The following is a 25412-nucleotide window of genomic DNA, read 5'->3' as shown; positions in this document are numbered from 1 at the left end:
GAAGCGTGATGCCATGACCACGACCTTTGCCGTGAGCGAGGAGAAAAACCGCTGGCTCCGCGAGAAGATGGCGGAGCTCGGGGTGACTGAAGGCGACCTCGACGAGCACTTCGTCCGCTCCTCCGGCGCCGGGGGGCAGCATGTCAACAAGACCGCCACCTGCGTCCAGATCAGGCACCGGCCCACCGGCATCGAGGTCAAGTGCATGAAGGACCGGAGCCAGTCGGTGAACCGCTTCCTCGCCCGACGGGAGCTGCTGGAGCGGATCGAGCGGCTCCTGAAGGGGGAGGCGCCCCGGGACGCCAGGACGGAGAAGCTGAAGAAGCAGAAGGCGCGGCGTAAGCGGCGCGCCAGTGGGAAATACGAAAATAATGGCTAAAAGTTAAAAGGATTTTTTGATGATCAGGCACGAAACCCTCCGCACCCTCGAATTCGACAAGATCCTCTCGGCAATCACCGGCTCCGCCCACAGCGACGCCACGCGGGACGAGATCGCCCTCATCCGCCCCCTGGCGGATGGCGAGGCCATTGCCCGGCGCTTCGGTCAGGTGGGGGAGATCCGCCGCATGGTGCAGTCGGGGCTGGCGCTCCCCCTGGCCTCCTTCGAGGACATCGCCCCGCTCCTGGCTGCAGTCCGCCCCGAGGGGGCGGTTCTGGACCCCACGGAACTCGTGGTCCTCTTCCCGGTCCTGCGGATCATCACCGCCATCGCCAAGCAGTTCGCCTACCGCGCGGACATCCCGCTCCTGAAGGAGCTGGCCGGCCACCTCACCGGCTTCCCCGACATCCTGGACGAGCTGGAGGTATCCATCGACTCCGAGGGGGAGATCCTCGATTCCGCCTCACCGCTCCTCCACGACCTGCGCCAGCGGAAGCGTTCCCTCACCGAGCGGATCCGGCGGCGGCTGGCCGAGATCGTCCGGGAGACGGGGGTCACCTCGTTCCTCCAGGACGACTTCATCACCCAGCGGGGGGGGCGGTGGGTGATCCCGGTCCGGATGGACTCCAAGGGGATGGTGCCGGGGGTGGTGCACGACGTCTCCAACTCCGGCGAGACCGCCTTCATGGAGCCCCTGGAGATCATCGGCCTCGCCAACGAGCTGGAGAACCTGGTGGCCGAGGAGAAGGCGGAGATGATCCGGATCGTCCGGACCATCTGCCGGATGATCCGCCAGGAGGCCGAGTCCCTGGAGGAGCAGTTCCGCACCCTGGTCTGCCTGGATCTCCTGAACGCCGTCGCCTCCTTTGCCGACTCCCTCAACGCCGAGACCCCCGGAATCAACGACGCCCGCTTCATCCGGGTGAACGAAGGGCGCCACCCGCTGCTGGCCCTCATGGCGCGGGAGCGGGAGGCCGGCCGGGTCGTTCCCCTGGAGCTTGCCCTTGGGGAAGGCGATCAGGTCATGGTCATAACGGGGCCCAACGCCGGCGGCAAGACCATCTCCCTCAAGACCACCGGCCTCCTCCACCTCATGGCGCTGGCGGGAATCCCGGTGCCGGCGGTCTCCACCTCGTCGTTCCCCCTCATCTCCGACCTCCTGGTGGACATCGGCGACGAGCAGTCCATCGAGCAGAGCCTCTCCACCTTCTCGGCCCACGTCTCCAACATCGCGGGGATCCTCGGCCGGGCCGACGAACGGACCGTGGTCCTGCTGGACGAACTCGGCACCGGCACCGAACCGGTCCAGGGGGCGGCCATCTCCTGCGCCGTCCTGGCCGACCTGCAGGAGCGGGGGGCGCTGGTCATCGCCACTACCCACCTCACCGACATCGTCGGCTTCGTCCACAAGCGCGACGGCATGGTGAACGCCTCCATGGAGTTCGACCGGGCGACCCTCACCCCCCTCTACCGCCTCAAGAAGGGGGAGCCGGGGCAGTCCCACGCCCTGGAGATCGCCCGCCGCTACGGCCTCCCCGATCGGGTGGTGGATTTCGCCACCGGGATGCTCGGCCGGATGGAGACCGAGTTCCACGAACTGTTGGCCGAACTGAAAGAGCAGCGTCGGCGCCACGAGGAGGCGCTGGCCGAGGCGGAGCGGTTGCGGCGGGATGCCGAGAGTCAGGCCCGCCTCGTCCGGGAGCGCCTGATCGCGGCCGATGCCACGCGGCGCGAGGCCCAGGAAAAGGCGCTCCAGGAGGCGAAGGAGATCGTCCGCACCGCCCGGCGGGAGGTGAACGCCATCATCGAGGAAGCCCGCCGGGAGAAGAGCCGCGAGGCGCGGAAAAAGATCGACGAGGCCGAGGCCCTGATGGAGGCGAAGCTGCAGGAGTTCCACCCCGAGGAGACCCTCTCCCTCGACACCATCAGCGAGGGGGATACGGTCTTCGTGAAGGGGATCGGCCACGACGGCACCGTCACCGCCGTGGACCGCCGGAACGGGCGGCTGCGGGTGCGGGCCGGCGCCATGGAACTGGAGGTGGCGGCGGCCGACGTGGCCCCCCGCCGGGGAAAGGCGGCGGAGGCGAAGATCCGGCCCGGCTCCGGCAGGAAGATGGCGCCGGAACAGGAGCCCGCCCGCGAACTGAAGCTGATCGGCCTCCGGGTGGACGACGCCCTGGGGCGGCTGGAGCCGTTCCTGAACCACGCCTCCCTGGAGGGGTACCGCGAGGTGCGGATCGTCCACGGCAAGGGGACCGGCGCCCTCATGCGGGCCGTGCGGGAGTACCTGGACGGCCACCCGCTGGTGCTCGAATTCCGCCCCGGCGAACCCTTCGAAGGAGGGGAGGGGGCCACGGTGGTGATGATGCGGTAATTCCAAAGGGCCTTTACGCCGACACGTCCCCCCTCACCCTAGCCCTCTCCCTCAGGGCGAGGGGAACGTCAAACCCTCTCCCTGGGGGAGAGGGTGGCCGAAGGCCGGGTGAGGGGCAACCGATGAGCCAGGTGCGATTGGTATCATGTTGATTGCATCGTGGAATAACTTGTCTTGATGATGAAATATGAACCTGCCCGAGGAGTCGACAGCAATGGAAACCATGGAAGCACGGCTCGCCGCGGCCGAATCCCGCAACCGGCTCAATAACCGCGTCGCCGTGGCGGTGGCGCTTATCTCCGCCTTCATGGCGGTGACCAAGATCAAGGACGACAACATCGTCCAGGCGATGCTCCAGGCCAAGTCCGACGCCGTGGACACCTGGAACGAGTACCAGGCCAAGAAGCTCAAGCTCCACCTCTCCGAGCTCGGTCTGAACCAGGCACGGGCCCTGCGGTTGGCGGTCCCTCCCCAGGGGGCTGCGGCCCTGGCGGAGCAGGAGAACGGCTACGCCGCCACCATCGCCCGCTACCAGGCCGAGAGCGAGACGATCATGAAGAAGGCCAAGGGGTTCGAAAAGCAGTATGACGACCTCAACTTCCGGGACGACCAGTTCGACCTCTCCGACGCCCTCCTCTCCATCTCCCTGGCGATCCTGGCGGTGACGGCCCTCACCGCCAACCTTTGGCTCTTCCGCTTCTCCCTCGTCTTCGCCGGCTTCGGCGGCGTCATGGGGATGGCGGGACTGATGGGGCTGTCGCTCCACCCCGACTGGCTGACGAAGCTCCTCTCCTGAGGCGAGGCGCAGTCGTGATCACCGACCGCGACGACCATTACCTCGCCGCCATCGCCGCCCGCGACCCCTTCATGGTGGGAGGGTAAGGCAGGAGACGGACTTGCTTTTATCCACCTGAAGAAATGTCCCTTTTGGGTAGATCACCAGTTCACGCACGTGCGCGCGTGAACTGCTCAATAACGAGTTGTAAGGAAAGAGGAAAGTGAACGGAATCGAAAAAAGAATAGCCTTTCTGCGCACTGGATTAGATCTCCATTTAAAGCTCGGAGAAAAGATGCTCCTTGCCTATGGTGGTGCGCTGTACCCGCTTGACATTTTGGCTAATGCAGTTTTGAAGCGGTCTATGGCCTTGATAACAGGATTCACCTCCCTCGTTGAACAGCGCAACTACGTTTGTGCTGCTCCGCTGTTACGGCTACAACTTGACAACTGTATTCGTTTCTATGGGGCTTTCATTGTAAAAAACCCACACGAGTACGCAGAAAGAATCTTAAAGGGCACTCCTGTAAAGAAAATGAAAGATCGCAATGACAAACTTATGCACGACGCCCATTTAGTAGAAATGATGTCGGAGAAATATCCGTGGGTGAAGCGTGTTTACAAGGAATCATCAGGGTTTATACATTTGTCCGATAAGCATATCTTCTGCACCTTTACAGAGCCAAAGGAAGAAGAAAACTCAGTGGGCATCTGTATTGGTGCGACAGATGAAAACATGCCAGAAAAGATATGGGAAGAGGTTATTGATGCCTTCATTGAAGCCACACAAGTGCTTTTTGCGCACATTCAAGGATGGATCATCACCAAGGAGAACCCACAAATTGTGGCTCAATACAGAAAAGATCATGACATAACAATATGAAGGCGACTTACAACCAGCGCCACGACCGGCCTTGAAATCCGCCGGTCAGGCTTGTTGCGTTATCTTGGGAGGAATGAACATGAAGATTGAAGAAAGAGGTGGTTCATAATGCACATCGTTATTTCGTGGGACATAAAAGCTGATGGTGCTAATTGGAAAGAATTGAATGAAAAGATGAAAGGGTGCCTCAGTGGATACTCTTGGGTCAAGCCTTTGACGACATTATATATTGTCAAAATATATAGTTCAGAGGATAGAAAACAGATTAGAGATGATCTAGTTTCTGTTTGCAGAGACAATCCGAAGAAGGTCAACTTCATAATGTCTCCTGCGATGGAGGGTGGCAGTTATAGTGGCTGGCTACCCAAATCACTTTGGCCGAAAATAGAAAAAAGGACGGAGGACTAACATGAAAGAAAATAGTCATCTTCGTCCTGAACATGATGAATTCGAGCAATATAGTACTGCTGAAGCATCGCAAGAGCCAACAACTGGCGACTTTAATATTTCATTGTCGATTCCTGAAAGCATTGAAATCAAAATGGTTGATGCAAGCAGTCTAGCAGACTATGAAATTTGGTTTTTTTGTTCAAGTATAGGGTTTTCTATTTTTGTCGGGTTCCTTGTCGCATACATACAAGAAACATCGAAAGAAAAAGAAAAGCTACTTTTGGTTTCGACATTTCTCTTTTTGGCTGCGTTCTTATTTTGTTTCTTAATGTCTTTAGTCAAAAGACACACTCTGAAGAAAAAAGGCAAGACTATAAAACTAAAGACCTCCAAGGTAGTTGAAGAAAAAGGGAGGTAACCAGGTGGCGGCACACAGGCGCTGACGCGCCCCCACGCCGTTATGGCGTGTTTCACCAACCATTGCTTATCGGAAAGCCACCTGACATGACCCAAAACTCTCATTTCACCTATCGCCCCATCGGCATCCTGCGATCTCCCTATTCCCGCCGCATTGATGCACCCCACCAAAGCACGGTGGTGGAAGGGACGGAAACCGGGGGGCTGGCGCTGGCCACCCTGGAGCTTCAGGAGTGGCTGGACGAGAAGGTTGTTCAGGATCTGAACGGCTTCGACAGGCTCTGGCTCATCTTCGCCTTTCATCTGAGCGAGGGGTGGAAAAGCAGTGTCAAGCCCCCCCGGGGTGGACCGAAGCGGGGCGTCCTGGCCACCCGCTCTCCCCATCGCCCCAATTCTATCGGCTTGTCGGCGGTGGGGCTGGAGCGGGTCGACGGCAGGACGCTGTACCTTCGGGGGGTGGATCTCCTGGACGGCACCCCCGTTCTGGATATCAAACCGTACGTCCCTTACGCGGATGCCTTTCCGGACTCCCGGGCCGGCTGGATCGACGAACTGGACGCACAACTGGGGCGCCGTTCCGCGCCGGGGCCGCGAAAACCCCGGTAATTGCAACGTGAACCGGCAGGAGCATGACATGACACCGAGATGCGAATGGTGCGGCACCGACCCCCTCTACGTGGCGTACCACGACGAGGAGTGGGGGGTGCCGGCGCACGACGACCGGCACCTCTTCGAGATGCTGGTTCTGGAGGGGGCCCAGGCGGGGCTTTCGTGGCTGACGATTCTGCGTAAGCGCGAGGCGTACCGCCGGGCCTTTGCCGGTTTCGACGCGGAGACCGTCGCCGCGTGGTCCGAGGCCGACGTGGCGCGGCTGTTGGCCGACGCCGGCATCGTGCGCAACCGCCTGAAGATCGAATCGGCCATCCGGAACGCCCGGGGAGTGCTGACGATCCGGGAGGAGTTCGGCTCCCTCGACGCGTACCTCTGGCGCTTCGTGGACCATCCCCCCCGACAGAACGGGTGGCGTTCCCTGGCGGAGGTGCCGGCCCGCACGGAGCAGTCCGACGCCATGAGCCGGGACCTCAAGCGGCGGGGGTTCAACTTCGTGGGGTCCACCATCTGCTACGCCTTCATGCAGGCGGTCGGCATGGTGAACGACCACACGGTCCACTGTCACCGCTACGACGACATCCGGAAGCTCTCTGCGGGGGGGAGCGCGCCGTGATTTCGCCGGTACTGAAGGGGTGCGGCATCTGGCTTCTGTTCGTCCCGCTGGGAATCCTGAACGGCGGCCTGCGCGAGAAGGTCCTGAACCCGCTGCTGGGCCAGCGCGTGGCGCTCCCGCTGAGCGGCGTCACCCTCGGCATCCTCATCGTTGCCGTCACGGCGCTCCTCATCCCTTCCCTCGGGGTGCTCAGGCCGTCCCGCTACTGGCTCGTGGGCGGGGGATGGCTGGTGATGACGGTCTTTTTCGAGTTTTTCTTCGGCCGCTGCGTCATGGGGCATTCGTGGGCGAAGCTTCTGGAGGCGTACAATGTGCTGACGGGGAACCTCTGGGTGGTGGTGCTCCTGGTGATCGCGGCGGCGCCGTACCTGGCCGCCCGGTTGCGGGGGCTCGGGTAGCAGCAGGGAGGGGAAGGGAGTGGGAAATGTCCGATAAAATGACTCAGTGGGACGAACGGTACGATACGGCGGATTTCGTCTATGGGAGGGAGCCCAATGCGTTCCTCGCCGGGGTGAGCGATCTGCTCCCGCCGGGAGATGTCCTCTGCCTCGCCGAGGGGGAGGGGAGAAACGCCGTCTTTCTGGCGAAGCGGGGGCACCGGGTGCTGGCGGTGGACTCGTCCGCCGTGGGGCTGGCCAAGGCGGCGCGCCTGGCGGAGGAGAGCGGGGTGCGGATCGAGACGGTGACGGCCGATCTGGCCGACTTTGCCATCGAGCCGGGGAGGTGGGACGCCATCGTCTCGATCTTCTGCCATCTGCCGCCTGCCATGCGGAGGGCGCTCCACCGGCAGGTCGTTCAGGGGCTTCGTCCCGGCGGGATCTTCGTGCTGGAAGCGTACACGCCGGCGCAACTGGCGCTTCGGACCGGCGGTCCGCCGACGGAAGAGCTCATGATGACGCTGGCCGGGCTGCGGGAAGAACTGGCCGGCCTTGAGTTCCTGCAGGGGCGCGAGGTGGAGCGGGACGTGGTGGAGGGGCGCCTCCACACCGGACGGGGGGCTGTCGTGCAAATCGTGTGTCGTGCCGCAGTCGGCAAAAACACGGATTACCATTGCCGTGCCCGAAGAGTTTAGCAACCGTGCGGAAGCGGCTGGCAAAGGGTATCAGACGCTGATTAACGATGCCTTGCGAGACGAAGGGTTCGGGTGCCTTGGAAGAGACCCTGCGCAGAGTTATTCGTGAAGAGATGGGGCGTTGCTGCCTGATTCTACGTGCCGGTTCAGCAATGGGCAAATTTTACTATCGCTAAAATTTTGATTTAGCTATACTTACACGGGTGAGCACCCTCGCCTTTACCCTCATCGTCATCTCCGCCGTCATGCACGCCCTCTGGAACCTGCTGGTGAAGCGGAGCCGTCACAAGACGGTCTTCATCTGGTGGATGTTCGTCGCCTCCGGCGGGCTCTTCACCGTCACCCTGCCGCTGGTGCCGGAGCGGTTCCGCTGGCCCGACCAGACCACCCTCATGCTGGTGACGACGGGGGCGGCCTGCTTTGTCCTCTATCATCTCCTGAACGGCCGCGCCTACCGGGGGGGCGATCTGTCGGTGGTCTATCCCCTCTCCCAGACCTCCATGATCTACGTGCCGGTCTGGGGGATGAGCATCCTGGGCGAGCGGCTGACGCCGCCGGGGATCGCCGGCATCCTGCTGGTGATCCTGGGGGCCTACTCGGTGCAGATGGAGCGGGTATCCCTCGCCGAGTTCCTCCGTCCGTTCCGCAATCTCGCATCCTCATCGGTGCGCAACGCCCTGGCGGCGGGGTTCATCTACTCCCTCGGCTCCATCGCCGAGAAGACCGGCGTCCGGCACTACTCCCCCCTCTACTTCACCTACTTTCTCGTGCTGATCATGCTGGGGCTCATGACCTTCAATCTCCTCCGCTCCCGCTACCGCCCCCACATCGCCGCCGAACTGCGGGAGCACTGGGGGCTCATCCTCGTCAGCGGCCCCATCATGATGGCGTCGTTTCTCACCTTTCGCTACGGTCTCAACCTCTCCCCCATGAGCTATGCCGTGCCGGTGCGCCAGGTGAGCATCCTCGTGGGGGTGCTCATCGGCATTCTCTTCCTCGGCGAGTCGTGCGGCCGGATCCGGTTTGCGGCGGCGCTTCTGACCCTGGCCGGTGCCGTGCTGATCCGGCTCGGGTGATCCCTTCCGCCGGGGGGAGGCCCCATTCGGCCGTGTTGTCACCATCGGGAAACGTGCTATCCTGCCTGCATGGCGACGGGGAGCTCCCGGCACGCCGATTCCTCTGCGGGACGGAGCGAACATGATCATCACCCTCATTGCGGCCATGGCCGATAACCGCATCATCGGCAGGGAGGGGGCCATGCCGTGGCATCTCCCCGACGACCTGTCCCGCTTCAGGGCCATCACCATGGGGCACCCGGTCGTCATGGGGCGCACTACCTTCGAGGCCATCGGTCGTCCCCTGCCGGGGCGGCTGAACATCGTCCTTTCCCGGCGTCCGGGGTATGGGCCGGCGGGGGTGCTGGTCGCCCGAAGCCTCTCCGATGCCCTGTCGCTGGCCGGTGACGCCGGCGAGCTCTTCATCTGCGGCGGCGGTGAGGTCTACCGGGAGGCGCTGTCGCGGGCGGACCGCATCCATCTCACCGTCATCCACGGCGACTATCCGGGGGATACCACCTTCCCCGAACTCCCCCCCGATTTTGTCGAAGTGGCGCGGGACGAGGCCGCCGGCGACCCCCCCCACGCCTTCGTCACCCTGGAGCGGAGAAGGGGGGCGGGGCGCCCCCCGATCCGGGCCGTTCTCTTCGACTTCGGCGGCGTTCTGGCGGAGGAGGGGTTCCGGGAGGGGCTCTTCGAGCTCGCCCGGCAGCAGGGGCTCGACCCCATCGCCCTCCACGGCGCGGGAATGGAGGCGGTCTACGAGAGCGGCTACGTCGTCGGCAGGGGGGACGAGGCCGCCTTCTGGCGGCTTATGCGGCAGCGGACCGGCATCCGGGGGAGCGATCGGAAACTCGCCGGCCTGATTCTCGCCCGTTTCGTCCTCCGCCCCCGGATGATGGAGGCGGTCCGGGAACTGCGCCGCCAGGGGTACCTTACCGCCATCGTCAGCGACCAGACCGACTGGCTGGAGCTCCTCGACCGGCGCGATGGCGTCTTCCGGGAGTTCGACCGGGTCTTCAACAGCTACCGTCTCGGCAAGGGGAAGCGGGATCCGTCCCTCTTCGACGACGTGGCCCTCAGCCTGGGAATCGCCCCCGGGGAGGCGCTCTTCGTCGACGACATGCTCGCCAATGTGGTGCGGGCCGAGAGCCGGGGGGGGCGGGCGATCGTCTTCGAGGATGAGGAGCGGTTCCTGGAGGAACTGAAGCGGTCTCTCGACGGAGGAGGGTGAGGGGGCGAAATGACGCTATTTGCCCGGGTTACGAAGGAGGTCGGCCATTTGGCGTGCCCCTGCTCCTGGTGCCTGCGGTACGCCCTGGCGCAGGGATCGCCGTCGGGAGGGGGGGCTGCATCCTTTCGGCCTCCGGCGGATCGACGGACGTGCGTTCTGGCCTGATTATTGAAAGGTGAGGGCAGGGTCCGATGACCCGATCATGCGACAGGAGTCACGAAGGCGAGGCGTATCATGGCAGCACTGGAGGCTGTGGAGTGGTTTTCCAAAGGGGTTGAGGCGCTGGGGCACGATCATGTCTATCTGGCCCGCACCTGTTTCGAGCGGGCGGCGGAGATGGATCTGACCCCGGAGGCCTGCTCATATCTGGCGCTGTGCCAGGCACGGACGCGGGGGAGGTTCGAGGATGCCGTCGAGCTCGCCCGGGAGTCCATCGTCGGCGAGCCGGGAAATGCCGTTCATTATCTGAATCTCGGGCGAATCTACCTTCTGGCCGGCCGGAGGGGGGAGGCGATCGACACCTTCCGGGAGGGGCTGAAGTACGGCCGGAACGAGGAGATTGTGGCCGAGCTGGAGAAGGTCGGCCTGAGGAAGCCTCCGCCCATTCCGTCGTTGCCGCGCAACCATCCCCTCAACAAGTATGTGGGGATCGTCATGGCCCGCCTGGGACTGCGGTAGCGCGAGGGGGGAAGATACTACGCAAGAAGAAGGGCGTCCGGATGATCGGACGCCCTTTTTGTTTGAGACGCAGAACCGCTGCCGGAGCTAGAAGACGAAGCCGAGGGATACCTGGAACTTGTCGTTGTCCAGAGCCGTCTCACCCCCCCGGCGGTGGTCGTCGTAGAGCTGGTAGTCGGCCTTGATGGCGACGGTGGGAACCGGCTTGAAGGAGAAGCCGAAGGTGGTGTAGTTCCGGTCATACCGGCCGCTTGCCCTGGTCGGGTCGGCGATGCTCCCCTGCTGGGTGTCGAATTCGGAGTAGCGGGCAAAGGCGATCAGGTCGGCCTCGGCCAGTTTCCCCTTCTTCAGGGCTGCGGGCATCAGGTGGTAGGCCGCCTCGACCCAGTAGCCCGACATCCGGTGACCGATGTCGCTCGCCAGGAGCGCCGGCTTGTCCTGGATGACCTGGACGTACTCGCCGGCGAGCTCGAAGTCGCTGATGCGGTACTTGCCGTCGAAGGCGAGGATGGTGGTGTAGGCGGTGGGGGTGCCGCTGGGCGCCGCGTTGGCGGTGTAGAAGGAGACGTTGGTATAGAGGTTGGTGACGGGCCGGACTTCCAGGCGGCCGGTGACCGCCACGTTGCGGTTGCTGTCCTTGCCGAAATTCTGCCGGCCCTCCCTGACGCCGGTTTCGGCGGCGAACTTGGTCCCGTCAAGGCCGGGGGTGGCCAGGAGCTGGTAGTCCGCCTTGTCGCCAAGGGCGCCGTGGATGCCGATTCCCATCTCCTGCCAGGTGCTCGGGATCAGGTAGCGGTCGAGCTGGGGGCGTTCGGTGGAATTGAAGTTGACCGGTTCGTGGTAGAGGTTGAGGGCCCCCAGGGGAACCAGCATGACCCCCGCCTTGACGTTGAATGCTTTGGTGAACTTGAAGTCGAGGAAGGCCTGCTCCACCGAGATCCCGCCGTCCGGGCCGCCGTCGGTGCCGCCGTGCTCCCATTCCAGCTCGGTATTGAGGGTGATCCAGTCGGCCAGGTCGGAGTTGACGTACAGGACGAACCGCTGGGGATCGAAGGTGTTCCCGCCGTTGCCGTTGCCGTTCTCCTTCTTGAAAATGTAGGCTAGCTCGCCATAGCCGCCGATCCTCGTCTTGTCCCAGACCTTCTTCAGGTAGCCGTCTCCCGGGGCGGCATCGGCGGCGGGGGCGGCCTTTTCGGCCTGCAGCGTTCTGACCTGGCCGGTCAGTTCGTCGAGCTGGCGCTGCAGCTCGTCCACCGTTGCGGCGCTGGCCATGGTGCCCGCGGCGAGCAGGAACATGGCGGCTGCGGGGATGATGAAGCGTTTCTTCATGGTGTTGATTCCTCCTTTGATGGGTGTGCATTGCCGACAGGGGGGCAACTGGCAGTTCTCCCCTGTCGATTGGAAACCAAGAAAATGAAATTCATGTTCAATTGTCGGGTGCACGAATCCCTGGACAGCGATTTATGGTGGGGTTTGCGGGAACCGCTGCGGTGCCGGTGTTTGTGGTAAAAATGAAAGTCTTTTTCAATTAACATGACTCGGCCGCATGCGTCAAGGGGGCGGCGGATTATTTCTGTCCAATCTTGCGGCGGCCGTTGACGGGGAACGAGGTGCGATGTTACCGTGTCCGCCATGGAAGCGAGCCGTTCTGAAGCCATCGTCCTGGGCGCCATGGATTACCGGGAGAGTGACCGGATCGTCACGCTCTTCACCTTGCAACACGGCAAGGTGCGGGGGGTGGCGAAGGGGGCGAAGCGGAGCATGCGGCGCTTCGGCGGGGCGCTGGACCCCTTTGCCCGCCTGAGTGTGGAGCTGGTGGTGCGGGAGGGGCTCTCGTCAATCCGGGGGGCCGACATCGTCTCCCTCTATCCCCGCATCCGGGCGGATCTCCGGAAGATCGGCCTTGCCGGCTATGCCGTGGAGGTGGCGGAGCGGTTCCTGCCGGACGGCGCTCCCTATCCCCGGCTCTTCCGCCTGCTCACCGCCTACCTGGAGCATCTTGAGCACGGGGAGGGGGAACCCTCCGCCCGGCGCTTTTTCGAGGCGAATCTCCTCAACATCCTCGGGTACCGGCTCGCCCTGGAGCAGTGCGGTGCCTGCGGCGCGGAGCTGCCGCCCGATGCGCCGCGCCGCTGCGGGCCGGCGGGGGTGGTCCTCTGCGCGCGGTGCGGCAGGGTCGGCACCATCATCGGACCGGAAACCGTCCGGCTCCTGGGGCTCTGCCTCGCGACAGGACGCTTCGGCGCCGTGGCCTTCCCCCCCGCGGCCCTGCGCGAGGCGGGGGAGCTCCTCGACGGCGCCATCGCCGCCCACCTGACCCGCCCCCTGAATTCCCTCGCATTCCTGCGCCAGATCGAGGCTGATCTGGCCTCCGTCCCGATTATTCCTTGACACACCCCCGCGGACGTTGTAATCTTTTCGACTCTAATTGCCCGTAACTTGGACGCTTTTTCAGTTCTGCCAAATTCGGTTTACGCTGGATAAAGTAGTTCTTATTTTTTATGCCAGTGGAGGAACTCCCTTGACCTTTCAAGACCTGATTCTCTCCCTCCAGGGGTACTGGGCCAAGCAGGGATGCGTCATCCAGCAACCCTACGACACCGAAAAGGGTGCCGGTACCTTCAACCCCGCCACCTTCCTCCGCGTCCTCGGCCCCGAGCCGTGGAACGTCGCCTACGTCGAGCCGAGCCGCCGCCCCACCGACGGCCGCTACGGCGAGAACCCCAACCGCCTCCAGCACTACTACCAGTTCCAGGTCATCATGAAGCCGTCGCCGGTGAACATCCTCGACCTCTACCTCGATTCGCTGCGGGCCTTCGGCATCGACCCGACGAAGCACGACATCCGCTTCGTGGAGGACGACTGGGAGTCGCCGACCCTGGGGGCCTGGGGGCTCGGCTGGGAAGTCTGGCTCGACGGGATGGAGATCACCCAGTTCACCTACTTCCAGCAGGCGGGCGGTATCGACCTGAAGCCGGTCTCCTCCGAGATCACCTACGGTTGCGAGCGGATCGCCATGTACCTCCAGGGGGTCGACAACGTCTACGACCTGGAGTGGATCAAGGGGGTCAGCTACGGCGACATCCACCACCGGGGCGAGGTGGAGTTCTCCACCTACAACTTCGAGGAGGCCGACGTGGCGATGCTCCTCCAGCTCTTCACCATGTACGAGAAGGAGTGCATCCGGCTGGTGGAGCGCGAGCTCGTGCTCCCCGCCTACGATTACGTCATGAAATGCTCCCACACCTTCAACCTCCTCGATGCCCGGGGGGCCATCTCCGTCACCGAGCGCGCCTCCTACATCGGTCGGGTGCGGAACGTGGCGCGCCTCTGCGCCGAGGGGTACCTGAGACTGCGTGAGAAGCTCGGCTTCCCGCTGCTGAAGAAGTAGTAGTAATACAACCTGCCACAGAGACGCAGAGAACGCACGGAGAACACCCCCGATTCGTTTGAGTATTCTCTGTAAATCCTCCGTGTCTCTGTGCCTCCGTGGCAGATTTTGTATTGAAAGGAATCAAGAATGAGCAAAGAGCTTTTTCTCGAAATAGGCACCGAAGAGATCCCCGCCGGCTTCCTCCCCAAGGCGATGGCCGATCTGGAGGCCCTCGTCACGAAGGAGCTGACCGCCGCCCGCCTTGGCTTCGGCGAGGTGAAGAGCTTCGCCACGCCGCGCCGCTTGGCGCTGGTGGTGAAGGAGATCCCGGCGGTGCAGCCCGATGCGGAGATCACCGCGCTGGGGCCGGCGAAGAACATCGCCTTTTCCGCCGACGGCTCACCGAGCAAGGCGGCCGAAGGGTTTGCCCGGGGGCAGGGGGTGGCGGTGTCGGACCTCACCCTGGTGGCGACGGAAAAGGGAGAGTACGTGGCGGCGGTGAAGAAGGAGAGCGGCCGGCCGGTCCCCGATCTCCTGGCCGAGATCCTGCCGCGGGTCATCACCGCCATCCCGTTCCGCAAGTCGATGCGCTGGGCCGATTACGACGTCCGGTTCGCCCGGCCGGTTCACTGGGTCGTGGCGCTGTTTGACGGCATCGTGGTGCCGTTCGCCTTCGGCGCCGTCCAGAGCGGCAACGTCTCCCGGGGGCACCGCTTCATGGCGAACCAGCCGTTCCCGGTCCGCGATTTTGCCCATTACCTGGAGGAGTGCGAGCGCCACTTCGTGATCCCCGATCCGGAGCGTCGGAAAGAGACCATCCGCCGGGAGATCCACCGGGTGGCCAAGGCCGCCGGCGGGCACCTCCTCCCCGACGAGGGGCTCTTGGATGAGGTGGCCTTTCTCTGCGAATACCCGAGCGCGGTGCACGGCACCTTCCCGGCGGAGTTCCTGAAGGTCCCCCGGGAGGTCCTCATCACCTCCATGCGGAGCCACCAGCGCTACTTCTCCATCGTCGACGACGCCGGCAGGCTCATGCCCGGTTTCATCACCATCAACAACACCCTGACCGAAGACCCCTCCGTGGTGGTCAAGGGGAACGAGCGGGTGCTCCGCGCCCGCCTCTCCGACGCCCGCTTCTTCTTCGAGGAAGACCAGAAGGTGAAGCTTGCGAGCCGCGTCGAGTCGCTGAAAAACGTGGTCTACCAGCAGAAGCTCGGCACCTCCTACGAGAAGATGGAGCGGTTCCGGGCCCTCGCTGAAGGGCTTGCCACGCTCCTGAACCCTGCGGTGAAGGAACAGGTCGCCCGGACCGCCTTCCTCTGCAAGGCCGACCTCGTCACCGGCATGGTGGGGGAGTTCCCCGAGGTGCAGGGGATCATGGGGCGCGAGTACGCCCTCCTGGAAGGGGAGAACTCCGAGGTGGCCGCGGCCATCGCCGAGCACTACCTCCCGACCCAGGCGGGGGGAGAGCTGCCGGCATCGGACATCGGCGCCTTCGTCTCCATGGCTGACAAGCTCGACACCATCTGCGGCTGCTTCGGCGTCGGGCTCATCCCCACCGGCTCCGCCGACCCCTACGCCCTGCGCCGGTCGGCCCTGGGGATCATCAACATCGTCCTCGAGAAGGGGTACCGCCTCTCCCTGGACGCAGCAGTGGACCGGGCGCTGGAGCTCCTGGCCGCCAAGCTCATCCGCCCCGCCGCCGAGGTCAGGGGCGATGTCCTGGAGTTCTTCCGGGGGCGTTTCGTGAATCTCATGGCCGACCGTTATCCCGTCGATGCCGTCGACGCGGCGGTGGCTGCCGGCTGCGGCGACCTTGTCGATGCCGCCGCCCGGATCGCGGCCCTGGCTGAATTCAAGAACCGACCCGACTTCGAGCCCCTGGCCGTCGCCTTCAAGCGGGTCTGCAACATCGTCAAGGAGGGGATCGATCGCCCGGTGGACGCCGCGCTCTTCCAGGAGCCGGCCGAAGGGGAGCTCCACAAGGCGCTCCTTTCCGTCCGGGCCGACGTGGAAGCCCGCACCGCCGCCGGCGACTACCTGGCGGCCCTCGCCGGCATCGCCGCCCTTAAGGGGGCGGTGGACGACTTCTTCGACAAGGTCATGGTCATGGCCGAGGATGAACGGGTCAGGCTCAACCGCCTGGCGCTCCTGACAGGGATCGCGAGGCTCTTCGGCTCCATCGCCGACTTCGCCAAGATAGCCGCCTAGCTCACGCTAGGCGGCTTTTTTAATGTTTTATTTTCCCTAAATCCACTTGACTCACATTAAAGCTAATTTATTGAAAATAAAGGCTTTTTGAGCAGCAATAAAACAAAAGGAGGAGTGCAATGGCAGCAAAGTATGTCTATTTCTTCGGTAACGGCCAGGCCGAGGGGCGGGCCGACATGAAGAACCTGCTGGGGGGCAAGGGGGCCAACCTGGCGGAAATGACGAGCATCGGCCTTCCGGTTCCTTCCGGCTTTACCATCACTACCGACGTCTGTACCTACTTCTATGCCAACGGCCAGCAGTATCCCGCAACCCTTGCCGCCGAGGTGGCCGAGAACCTGAAGCGGGTCGAGGCCCTCATGGGGCGCACCTTCGGCGACCCGAAGAATCCGCTCCTCGTTTCGGTCCGTTCCGGCGCCCGGGCGTCCATGCCGGGGATGATGGACACCATCCTCAACCTCGGCCTCAACGACGAGACGGTGCAGGGGATCATCGCCCAGAGCGGTGACGAGCGCTTCGCCTACGACGCCTACCGCCGCTTCGTCCAGATGTACTCCGACGTCGTCATGGGGATGGAGAAGGATATCCTGGAGCACCTCCTGGAGCAGAAGAAGGAGGCGAAGGGGGTCCATCTCGACACCGACCTCACTGCTGGCGACTGGCGGGAGCTCGTCGGCGTCTTCAAGGCGACGATCAAGGAAACCCTCGGCGTGGCGTTCCCCGAGAATCCCCAGGACCAGCTCTGGGGGGCCATCGGCGCCGTCTTCGGCTCCTGGATGAACCAGCGGGCCATCACCTACCGCAGGCTCAACAGCATCCCCGCCGACTGGGGGACCGCCGTCAACGTCCAGTCCATGGTCTTCGGCAACATGGGCGACGACTGCGCCACCGGCGTTGCCTTCACCCGCGATCCCTCCACCGGCGAGAACTACTTCTACGGCGAATATCTGGTGAATGCCCAGGGCGAGGATGTGGTGGCCGGCATCCGGACGCCGCAGCCGATCAACAAGGCCAACGGCAAGGACTCCTGCCTCCCGGCCATGGAGGACGTGCTCCCCGAGTGCTACCAGCAGCTCGTCCAGATCCGCGGCATCCTGGAGAAGCACTACAAGGACATGCAGGACATCGAGTTCACCATCGAGAAGGGGAAGCTCTACATGCTTCAGACCCGCAACGGCAAGCGGACCGCCAAGGCGGCCATCAAGATTGCCGTCGACATGGTGAAGGAAGGGCTGATCGACGAGAAAAGCGCCGTGCTCCGGGTCTCCCCCTCTCAGCTCGACCAGCTTCTCCACCCCTCCCTCGATCCGAAGGCGAAGAAGACGGTGATCGCCAAGGGGCTGCCGGCCTCCCCCGGCGCCGCCAGCGGCGAGGTGGTCTTCACCGCCGACGAGGCCGAATCGGCGGCCCGCCTCGGCCTGAAGGTGATCCTGGTGCGGGTGGAGACCTCGCCGGAGGATATCCACGGCATGCACGCCGCCCAGGGGATCCTCACCGCCCGCGGCGGCATGACCTCCCATGCGGCGGTGGTTGCCCGCGGTATGGGGAAGTGCTGCGTGGCCGGCTGCGGCGACATCAAGGTCGACTATGCCGCCAACCAGTTCGTTACCGCCAAGGGTGAACTGGTGAAGAAGGGGGACATCATCACCCTCGACGGCTCCACCGGCGAGGTGATGCTCGGCCAGGTGCCGACGGTGCCCCCCCAGCTCACCGGCGATTTCGGCATCCTCATGGAGTGGGTCGACCGGTTCCGGACCATGAAGGTCCGCACCAACGCCGATACCCCCAACGACTCGAAGGTGGCGCGGGAGTTCGGCGCCGAGGGGATCGGCCTCTGCCGTACCGAACACATGTTCTTCGAGGCGGAGCGGATCGCCGCGGTGCGGGAGATGATCCTCTCCGAGGACGTGGAGGGGCGCAAGCGGGCCCTGGCCAAGATACTCCCGATGCAGAAGGGGGACTTCATCGGTATCTTCCGCGAGATGAAGGGGCTGCCGGTCACCATCCGGCTCCTCGATCCGCCGCTCCACGAGTTCCTCCCCCAGGAGGAGAAGGATGTCGAGGCTCTGTCAAAGACCATGGGGGTTTCGGTCCAGGCCCTCAAGAACAAGGTCGACTACCTCCACGAGTTCAACCCGATGCTCGGCCACCGCGGCTGCCGCCTCGGCCTCACCTTCCCGGAGATCTACGACATGCAGGTCCAGGCCATCATGGAGGCCGCCTGCGAGCTGACCAAAAACGAAGGGTTCACCATCGTTCCCGAGATCATGATCCCCCTCATCGCCACCGTCACTGAACTGTCGCGGCTCAGGGCGAACGCCGTTGCCGTCTGCGAGGAGGTCATGGCCCGCTCCGGCGTGAAGATCGACTACCTCATCGGGACCATGATCGAGCTCCCCCGGGCGGCGCTGACCGCCGACGAGATCGCCCGGGAGGCCGAGTTCTTCTCCTTCGGTACCAACGACCTGACCCAGACCACCTTCGGCCTCTCCCGCGACGATGCCGGCAAGTTCCTTCCGTTCTACGTGGAATCGGGGCTGCTGGAGGAGGACCCCTTCGTCTCCCTCGACCAGAATGGCGTCGGCCAGCTCGTGAAGATGGCGGTGGAGAAGGGGCGCGGCGTCCGGTCCGGCATCAAGCTCGGCATCTGCGGCGAGCACGGCGGCGATCCCGCCTCGGTCATCTTCTGCCACCGGATCGGCCTCGACTACGTCTCCTGCTCGCCGTTCCGGGTCCCCATCGCCCGGCTTGCGGCGGCCCACGCCGTGCTGGGGGAGTGATTGCATGAGACGCGGCGGGAGGTGCCGGTGACCCCCGCCGCTTTTTTCATGAGGGAAATATCAGCTTGACCGTTTCTCTTATTGGTGCTAGAAAACGGGGAAAATCGCCTTTCAGCTGGGGGCCCCGGAGTGAGCCCGGTTAACGTAACGCAGGCAGAATGTAACGGGAGGACTGAAGTAATGGCAAAAGGTGTGGTGAAATGGTTCAATGACAGCAAGGGGTTCGGTTTCATCGAGCAGGATAACGGCGAGGATGTCTTCGTGCACTTCTCCTCCATTCAGGGCGACGGCTTCAAGTCCCTGGCCGAGGGACAGGCGGTGACCTTCGACGTGGTGCAGGGGGCGAAGGGGCTTCAGGCAGCCAACGTCATGAAAGCGTAACAGGGTCGGCCACAGACAGACCGAAAACGAAAAGCCCCGGAATAGTCCGGGGCTTTTTTTATCTGTTGTTCGGGGATGTTCGCGCTAGTCACGGCGCGACGCGGAATCCCTCCATGGTCACCGTCAGGTCGCCGATCTGGCGGGAGAGCCCCGAAACCGTCCCTTCCATGATCCGGGTGGTCGCCAGGTTGCGCTCCGCCGTCTGCTCCATTTCTTCCACCGCCCGGACGATCTTGTCGCTGTTTTCCGCCTGAACCTGACACGCCTGGCGAATGGTGGCGATCATCTGGGAAATCCCTTCGCTCGACCGGACGATCAGCGCCCCGGTGTTGCGCTGCTCCTGGGTCGAGTTCCGGACCCGCGCCGTGAGCCCTTTCATTTTCCCCACCGCCCCCATGATCAGCTCGGTGCCGTGGGTCTGTTCCTGGGTGGCCCGGACGATCTGCCTCACCATATCCGCCACACGTTCCATGGCCTGGCGGATATGCTCGCTCCCCAGGGACTGCTCCACCGTGGTCCGGGCGATTTCGCTCACCTGGTCCGCAGCCATCTTTACCCCGTCGACGATCTTGTAGAGCGCATCGCCGGAACGGTTGGAAAGCTGTTCCCCTTCGGCAATCCGATCCTCGGAGTGGCGGATCGCCACGACCGCCCGCTCGGTTTCGTCCTGCAGCCCTTCGATGATCTGGGCGATCTCCCGGGTAGAGGAGGTAGTTCGCTTTGCCAGCTCCTTGATCTCGTGGGCCACCACGGCGAACCCCTTGCCGTGCTCCCCCGCCTGGGCGGCAATGATGGAGGCGTTGAGCGCCAGAAGCTTTGTCTGGTCGGCCACCTCATCGATTACCGAGATGATGGAGCCGATCTCGCCGGCGCGAACCGAAAGGGTTTCAATGGCCTCCGCCACGGTCCGGGACGAGCGGCTGATCTCGCCGATTCCCGAGATGGTGCTTTCCACCGCCTCCCGGCCGAGCTCCGCATCCCGCAGCACCTCTTCGGCGATGGCGGCGGTCTCCACGGTGCTCTTCTCGATCTGCTTGATGGAGCGTTCCATCTCGGCCACCAGGGAGGCGGTCCCCGACGCGTCCTCCATCAGGCCGCCGACGTTGGCGCCGATGGATTTCTCGGCGGTGGCCATCTGGATAATGGAGGAGCTGACCTCCTCCACCGCCCGCGCCAGCTCTTCCACGTGGGAGGCGACCTCGTCGATGCTTGCCGACATCTGAAGGATCGAGGCGGAGTTGTCGGAAGCCGAACGGGAGAGGCTTTCCACGGAGCATGCCACCTCGTTCACCGACCGGTCGATGGCGCGGATTCCCTCCGTCGTCCCCTGGACCGCCAGCGCCTGCACCTCTGCCGTGGCGAGACCGCTGTCGGCGGCGCTCCGGACCGTGGCGGCGATCTCCTTCAGCTCGGTGACGGCGCCGTTGACGTTGGTCACCATCCCCGCGAGGCGCTGAACCATGGTGGAGAAGTTGCCGCTGAGCATCCCGAACTCGTCCTCCGACTCGTCATCTGCCACGGGCACCGTCAGGTCCCCCTCGGCCCCCCGGTTCATCGCCTCTGCCAATATGTTGACTCGGCTGACCAGTTTTCTGGCGGAGAGGATCCTGAGGACGATGATCGAGATTGCCCCGTTGACGAGAAAAATTGCCGCGAGGGGGAGGGAGGATCGGAATGTGACAGCGGCGCCCGCGAGCGCCATGACCGCGCCGGCGGTCAGGAGCCCGCGTATCAGGGTCGAGCCGAGGCGAAGGTTTCGTGCCATGGGATACTCCTTTCGAGGAGTCGGGATCGGAGGGTAAATGGGATTGATTTGCAAGTGGCGTACCGCTGCGGAAAAAGAAAAAGGGGGCGTGTTCGCGCCCCCCTCCCGGCATCAGTTCCCGCAGCCGCAGTCGGGGAGCTCGGTCCCCTGGAACGGGAGTTTCTTGCCGCACTTCTGGCACCGCCAGAAGAGCCCCCCTCAGCCGGGGAGGAGCAGCATCGTCCCCTGGCACTCCGGGCAGTTCTTGGTATCCATGTCGCCACCTCCGGTGATTTTCTTCACGATAGCGTGATCATCCCCTTGAAGTCAATAATATGATTACTTGAATTATTTGACGGAGACCCGAAGCGCGCCGACACCGGGAATCTCCGCCTCGACCAGATCGCCGGAGACGAGGGGGCCGACTCCCGCCGGAGTGCCGGTGAGAATCACATCTCCCGGCTCCAGGGTGAAGATTCCCGAGAGGTAGCTGATCAGTTCGCGCACGGGGTGGATCATGAGGGAGGTGGAGCCGTCCTGGCGGAGCGTCCCGTTGACGGCGAGGCGGATCCGCAGATCCTGCGGGTCGGCAACCTGGGCGACTGGGGCGAAGTCCGAGAGGGGACAGGCGGTGTCAAACCCCTTGGCGATGTCCCAGGGGAGCCCCTTTTTCTTCAGCTCTCCCTGGACGTCCCGCAGGGTCAGGTCGATGGCGATGCCGTAGCCGGCGAGGTGCGCCAGGGCCTCTTCCGGCGGGATATCCTTCCCCGTCCGTCCGACGAGGAGAGCCAGTTCCGCTTCGTGGTGGCAATCCTTCGAGTAGGGGGGGATGACGATGGCGTCGCCGCTCCCGATGACCGACGAGGCTGGCTTGGAGAAGATTACCGGCGCCTCGGGGGTCTCGTTCCCCAGTTCCCGGATATGCTCGGCGTAGTTGCGGCCGATGCAGAGAATCTTGCCGATGGCGTACTGCGTGGCGGTGCCGGTGATGCGGGCCGTTTTCATCCGTCTCCCTCCGTTCAGAGATTGCCGACCTTGCTGCTGCAGGCGCCGTCGAGCCGGCACCCCTGCCAGCTGTCGCGGCGCTTCAGTTCGTTGACGATGGCGTACCACATCTGATTGTTCTTCAGCCCCCAGGTGGGAGCCACCCGGATGGCGAGGGGGGCCGAGCCGTAGAGGCGCTGGACGGCGATCTGCGGGGGGAGGAGCTCCAGGAAGTCGCAGGCCGCGGTCACGTATTCGTCGCGGGAGAGCGGGGTGAATTCGCGCCGGTAATACATCTCGGCAAGGCGGGTCCCCTTCACGGCGTGAAGCTGATGGAGCTTCACCGAGTTCACCGGAAGGGTGGCGATGAGGCCGGCGGTCCGGAGGAATCCGTCCCGCGTCTCCCCCGGAAAGCCATAGATCAGATGGGTGCAGAGGTCGATCCCCCGCCCGGCGATCCGCTCCACCGCCCGGAGGTATTCGGCCAGGGTATGGCCGCGGTTGATCCGGCTCAGGATGGCGTCGTCCATGGACTGCAGGCCGAGCTCGATGCAGACGTAACGATTCCGGGCGAGCTCCTCCAGCAGGTCGAGGGCCTCGTCGGTGAGGGAGTCGGGGCGGGTACCGACGGAGATCCCGACCACGTCGGGGTGGGCCAGTGCCCGGCCATAAAGGTCCCGAAGCTTCGCCTCCGGGGCGTAGGTGTTGGTGAATTTCTGGAAATAGACGATGAACTTCTCGCTCCCGAGGCGGGTGCGGTGGTAGGCCATCCCCTCCGCCATCTGCTGCTCGATCGGCTTGTCGGGAAGGGTCCCCCCCGGCGAGAAGGAGCTGTTGTCGCAGTAGACGCACCCCCCCGTTCCCCGGGTGCCGTCGCGGTTCGGGCAGGTGAAGCCGCCGTCGACGTTCACCTTGCTCACCCGGCAGCCGAAGCGGCGCCGCAGCCACGTGCCGTAGGAGTTGATGCGAAGATCGGGGTTGAGGTGTTGGTCAGGCATTCGTTACCTATATGCGGGAGGGGGAGGGGAGGAGCGAGAGGAGATTCCGTGCCGCTTCCCGCGGACTCTCTGCAGTGCCGATGGCCGAGATCAGGGCTATGCCGGCCGCGCCGGCGCCGACGACCTCCGCGACATTGTCCCGCGTGATACCGCCGAGGGCGAAGACCGGCAGCGTAACGGCCCGAACGGTCTCGGCAAGGGCGGCGACCCCTGCGGGGGGGCCGTAGGATGCCTTTGACGGAGTAAAAAAGACCGGCCCGAAGGTGATGAAGTCCGCCCCCCGCTCCTCGGCCCCACGGGCACCGGCCAGGGAATGGCAGGAAACGCCGATGAGCCTTTCCGGCCCGAGGAGCCGGCGCGCCGCGTCGGCGGGGATGCTCGCCTCGCCGAGGTGGACGCCGTCGGCCTTCGCCGCCAGTGCGATATCGACCCGGTCATTGACGAGGAGCCGGGCGCCGAAACGCCCCGTCAGCTCCCGCAGGGCGTGGGCCAGCTCCAGGAGCTCCCGCGGCGGGAGGTCCTTTTCCCGCAGCTGCACCCCCCGCACTCCCCCTGCCAGCGCCTCGCCCACGACGTCGAGGAGGGGGCGCCCCGCCGTCTGGTGGCGGTCGGTGATGAGGTAGAGGGGGAACGGCGTCGGCATCGACTAGCCGACCATTCCCTCGATGGGGCTGGAGGCCGTGGCGTAGAGCTTCTTCGGGATCCGTCCCGCACGGTAGGCGAGGCGCCCTGCCCGGACCGCCAGGTTCATCGCCTCGGCCATGGCAATGGGGTCATTCGCCCCGGCGATGCCGGTGTTCATGAGGACGCCGTCCACGCCGAGCTCCATGGCGATGGCGGCGTCTGAGGCGGTTCCCACCCCGGCGTCGACGATGACCGGCACCTTCACCGTGTCGAGGATGATCCGGATGTTGTAGGGGTTGCGGATGCCGAGGCCGCTGCCGATGGGAGCCCCCAGCGGCATCACCGCGGCGCAGCCGATCTCCTCCAGCTTTTTGCAGACGATGGGGTCGTCGCTCGTGTAGGGGAGGACCGTGAACCCCTCCTTCACCAGGACCTTTGCCGCTTTGAGCAGCTCCTCGTTGTCGGGGAAGAGGGTCTTCTCGTCGCCGAGGACCTCCAGCTTCACCATGTCGGACATCCCCGCCTCCCGGGCGAGCCGGCAGGTACGGATGGCGTCGTCGGCGGTGTAGCAGCCGGCGGTGTTCGGGAGGAGGGTGTACTTTTTCGTGTCGATGAAGTCGAGGAGCGATTCCTTGGAGCGGTCGGTGATGTTCACGCGCCGCACCGCGACGGTGATGATCTCCGCCCCGGAGGCTTCGATAGCCGCCACCATCTGCTCGTTGCTGGCATACTTCCCGGTACCGACCATGAGGCGGGACGTGAATTCCCTCCCGGCGATCACCAGTTTGTCGGTCGTGTTGGTCATGGCACTCTCCTGTCTAGCCGCCGCCCACGAAGTGGACGATCTCCAGGCGATCGCCGCCGGAGAGCTGGGTAGTTTGGTAGTCTCCCTTGGGGAGGATGTCGAGGTTGAGCTCCACCGCCACCCGGCGGGGATCGATGTCGAGAAGGGCAAGAAGCTCCGTGACCGACATGGGGGTGATGGTCTTCGCCTCTCCGTTTATGATGATTTCCATGGTTGTCTCCGTTGTGCCCGGAAGAGGTCGACTGTAAACAGAAAAGGCCGCGAAAGCGGCCCCTTTGGATGAACGCGCTTCCCTCCGCCGGCATTACCCGGATCAGGTTCAAAGGGTCGCTCGCCGCACGACGGCGAACTCTCAGTCGAAACTCCCCTAGCGAATGAAACGTATGCGGTTGTCAGGTATCGGGTAAACTGGGAATAAACCTAGCAATTCTGCCATGATTCGTCAAGCGTTTTCCGGCATGCGCGCCCGGTCGGGCCACCGTCCGCCCGGGGGTCACGCCCGGCGCGAGCGCTCGATGGCGTCGAGTACCTCCTGCTCCTTCCGAATCTCCTCCGAATAGTGGTTCCAGATATGGTAGCTCTCCAGCGCCAGGATGGTGAAGCCGGCGGCGAAGACGGCCCAGAAGTTTTCGTCGAGGGCGCGGGCGAAGTGATAGAACACGTAGAACGCGGTGAGGTAGCCGACGTGGGAGAAGCCGCTGAACTGGCCGGAGCCGCTCATCATGCGGGAGAGGACGAGGATGATGGCCGAGAAGGTGTAGATGACCAGGGCTCCGCTGATCATCGTGGCCGAAGGGGGATGGCCGAGGAGCGCCCGGACCGTTTCGGGGAGAGAGGGGAGGATGCCGAAGTTCCGCAGCGCCGCGGTGCTGACGGCGATGAAGAGTGCCATGGCCCAGAGGCCGCGGTTCGACCGGTTCCGCAGCCGCTCGATGCGGCGCACCGCTTCGGTCCGCACCATGTCCCGGTCCGGGGGGGTGCCGCGCAGTTCGGGGGAGGAGAGTTCCGGGGAGTTTCTCATGGCGGTCTC

26 protein-coding genes and 1 riboswitch are annotated in these 25412 nt (G+C 64.0%); of the genes, 18 read left to right on the top strand and 8 right to left on the bottom strand.

What is annotated here, in order from left to right:
* Nucleotides 1–13 precede the first annotated feature (13 nt).
* From GPICK_RS13630 to GPICK_RS13575, 13 genes are all read left to right on the top strand, one after another.
* Nucleotides 14–379 (top strand): peptide chain release factor family protein, encoded by a 366-nt coding sequence (locus GPICK_RS13630; protein WP_039744079.1) that lies wholly within the window; start codon nt 14–16, stop codon nt 377–379.
* 19 nt (nt 380–398) lie between these two features.
* Entirely contained in the window at nt 399–2753 is a 2355-nt protein-coding gene (locus GPICK_RS13625; RefSeq protein WP_039744077.1) for an endonuclease MutS2, read from the top strand.
* A gap of 214 nt (nt 2754–2967) precedes the next feature.
* Entirely contained in the window at nt 2968–3549 is a 582-nt protein-coding gene (locus tag GPICK_RS13620; RefSeq protein WP_201773198.1) for a DUF4337 domain-containing protein, read from the top strand.
* Between the two features lie 202 nt (nt 3550–3751).
* The gene (locus GPICK_RS13615) at nt 3752–4411 is read left to right on the top strand and encodes a hypothetical protein (protein ID WP_052263443.1); all 660 of its coding nucleotides are present in this window, start codon (nt 3752–3754) and stop codon (nt 4409–4411) included.
* A gap of 108 nt (nt 4412–4519) precedes the next feature.
* On the top strand, nt 4520–4819 hold the full coding sequence (locus GPICK_RS17865) for a hypothetical protein (RefSeq protein WP_236685569.1): 300 nt from the start codon (nt 4520–4522) through the stop codon (nt 4817–4819).
* A 1-nt stretch (nt 4820) separates the two neighbouring features.
* On the top strand, nt 4821–5219 hold the full coding sequence (locus GPICK_RS17430) for a hypothetical protein (protein WP_144400103.1): 399 nt from the start codon (nt 4821–4823) through the stop codon (nt 5217–5219).
* 86 nt (nt 5220–5305) lie between these two features.
* A complete protein-coding gene (gene tsaA / locus GPICK_RS13610; protein ID WP_039744075.1) occupies nt 5306–5824 on the top strand; it encodes a tRNA (N6-threonylcarbamoyladenosine(37)-N6)-methyltransferase TrmO in 519 nt (172 codons plus the stop codon).
* Nucleotides 5825–5852: 28 nt separating this feature from the next.
* Nucleotides 5853–6443 carry a DNA-3-methyladenine glycosylase I gene (locus GPICK_RS13605; protein ID WP_039744072.1) on the top strand — a complete coding sequence of 197 codons (591 nt, stop codon included), beginning with the start codon at nt 5853–5855 and terminating at the stop codon, nt 6441–6443.
* Nucleotides 6440–6841 (top strand): hypothetical protein, encoded by a 402-nt coding sequence (locus tag GPICK_RS13600; protein WP_039744071.1) that lies wholly within the window; start codon nt 6440–6442, stop codon nt 6839–6841. The genes GPICK_RS13605 and GPICK_RS13600 overlap by 4 nt, the downstream gene beginning before the upstream one ends.
* Nucleotides 6842–6867: 26 nt before the next feature.
* Nucleotides 6868–7515, top strand: a complete 648-nt coding sequence (locus GPICK_RS13595) for an SAM-dependent methyltransferase (protein ID WP_052263442.1) — start codon at nt 6868–6870, stop codon at nt 7513–7515.
* A gap of 203 nt (nt 7516–7718) precedes the next feature.
* Nucleotides 7719–8591 carry an EamA family transporter gene (locus tag GPICK_RS13590; protein WP_039744069.1) on the top strand — a complete coding sequence of 291 codons (873 nt, stop codon included), beginning with the start codon at nt 7719–7721 and terminating at the stop codon, nt 8589–8591.
* A 121-nt stretch (nt 8592–8712) separates the two neighbouring features.
* Nucleotides 8713–9804, top strand: coding sequence for a dihydrofolate reductase (locus GPICK_RS17860; RefSeq protein ID WP_052263441.1), 1092 nt, complete (start codon nt 8713–8715; stop codon nt 9802–9804).
* Nucleotides 9805–10038: 234 nt separating this feature from the next.
* Complete coding sequence (locus tag GPICK_RS13575; RefSeq protein WP_039744067.1) at nt 10039–10482, top strand: tetratricopeptide repeat protein; 444 nt, start codon at nt 10039–10041, stop codon at nt 10480–10482.
* Between the two features lie 87 nt (nt 10483–10569).
* Here the strand turns inward: GPICK_RS13575 and GPICK_RS13570 are convergent, their stop codons facing one another.
* Entirely contained in the window at nt 10570–11811 is a 1242-nt protein-coding gene (locus GPICK_RS13570; protein WP_039744066.1) for a porin, read from the bottom strand.
* Between the two features lie 303 nt (nt 11812–12114).
* On the opposite strand from GPICK_RS13570, the gene recO reads away from it, so the two are divergent.
* The 5 genes from recO to GPICK_RS13545 all read left to right on the top strand — a co-directional run bounded on the left by recO (nt 12115) and on the right by GPICK_RS13545 (nt 19227).
* Nucleotides 12115–12873 carry a DNA repair protein RecO gene (gene recO / locus GPICK_RS13565; RefSeq protein ID WP_039745789.1) on the top strand — a complete coding sequence of 253 codons (759 nt, stop codon included), beginning with the start codon at nt 12115–12117 and terminating at the stop codon, nt 12871–12873.
* A gap of 130 nt (nt 12874–13003) precedes the next feature.
* Nucleotides 13004–13873, top strand: coding sequence for a glycine--tRNA ligase subunit alpha (gene glyQ, locus GPICK_RS13560; protein WP_039744064.1), 870 nt, complete (start codon nt 13004–13006; stop codon nt 13871–13873).
* Nucleotides 13874–14002: 129 nt separating this feature from the next.
* Nucleotides 14003–16066, top strand: coding sequence for a glycine--tRNA ligase subunit beta (gene glyS / locus GPICK_RS13555; protein WP_039744062.1), 2064 nt, complete (start codon nt 14003–14005; stop codon nt 16064–16066).
* A gap of 119 nt (nt 16067–16185) precedes the next feature.
* Nucleotides 16186–18846, top strand: a complete 2661-nt coding sequence (ppdK, locus tag GPICK_RS13550) for a pyruvate, phosphate dikinase (RefSeq protein ID WP_039744060.1) — start codon at nt 16186–16188, stop codon at nt 18844–18846.
* 180 nt (nt 18847–19026) lie between these two features.
* Nucleotides 19027–19227 carry a cold-shock protein gene (locus GPICK_RS13545; RefSeq protein ID WP_039744059.1) on the top strand — a complete coding sequence of 67 codons (201 nt, stop codon included), beginning with the start codon at nt 19027–19029 and terminating at the stop codon, nt 19225–19227.
* A gap of 88 nt (nt 19228–19315) precedes the next feature.
* On the opposite strand, the gene GPICK_RS13540 is transcribed toward GPICK_RS13545, so the two are convergent.
* The 7 genes from GPICK_RS13540 to GPICK_RS13505 all read right to left on the bottom strand — a co-directional run bounded on the left by GPICK_RS13540 (nt 19316) and on the right by GPICK_RS13505 (nt 25403).
* Nucleotides 19316–20992, bottom strand: coding sequence for a methyl-accepting chemotaxis protein (locus GPICK_RS13540; protein ID WP_039744057.1), 1677 nt, complete (start codon nt 20990–20992; stop codon nt 19316–19318).
* Between the two features lie 327 nt (nt 20993–21319).
* A complete protein-coding gene (locus tag GPICK_RS13530) occupies nt 21320–21976 on the bottom strand; it encodes a fumarylacetoacetate hydrolase family protein (RefSeq protein ID WP_039744053.1) in 657 nt (218 codons plus the stop codon).
* Nucleotides 21977–21990: 14 nt separating this feature from the next.
* The gene (locus GPICK_RS13525) at nt 21991–22953 is read right to left on the bottom strand and encodes a TIGR01212 family radical SAM protein (RefSeq protein WP_039744051.1); all 963 of its coding nucleotides are present in this window, start codon (nt 22951–22953) and stop codon (nt 21991–21993) included.
* 7 nt (nt 22954–22960) lie between these two features.
* Nucleotides 22961–23596 (bottom strand): thiamine phosphate synthase, encoded by a 636-nt coding sequence (gene thiE, locus GPICK_RS13520; protein WP_039744049.1) that lies wholly within the window; start codon nt 23594–23596, stop codon nt 22961–22963.
* Between the two features lie 3 nt (nt 23597–23599).
* On the bottom strand, nt 23600–24382 hold the full coding sequence (locus GPICK_RS13515) for a thiazole synthase (protein WP_039744047.1): 783 nt from the start codon (nt 24380–24382) through the stop codon (nt 23600–23602).
* A 13-nt stretch (nt 24383–24395) separates the two neighbouring features.
* Nucleotides 24396–24593, bottom strand: a complete 198-nt coding sequence (thiS, locus tag GPICK_RS13510; protein ID WP_039744045.1) for a sulfur carrier protein ThiS — start codon at nt 24591–24593, stop codon at nt 24396–24398.
* 62 nt (nt 24594–24655) lie between these two features.
* A riboswitch (TPP riboswitch) is annotated at nt 24656–24761 on the bottom strand.
* 114 nt (nt 24762–24875) lie between these two features.
* Nucleotides 24876–25403 carry a hypothetical protein gene (locus tag GPICK_RS13505; RefSeq protein ID WP_039744044.1) on the bottom strand — a complete coding sequence of 176 codons (528 nt, stop codon included), beginning with the start codon at nt 25401–25403 and terminating at the stop codon, nt 24876–24878.
* Nucleotides 25404–25412 lie beyond the last annotated feature (9 nt).

This window comes from Geobacter pickeringii, assembly GCF_000817955.1.
Taxonomy (GTDB): Bacteria; Desulfobacterota; Desulfuromonadia; order Geobacterales; family Geobacteraceae; genus Geobacter; species Geobacter pickeringii.
Note: the sequence above shows the minus strand (reverse complement) of the source record. Positions and strands in the feature narration are given on the sequence as shown.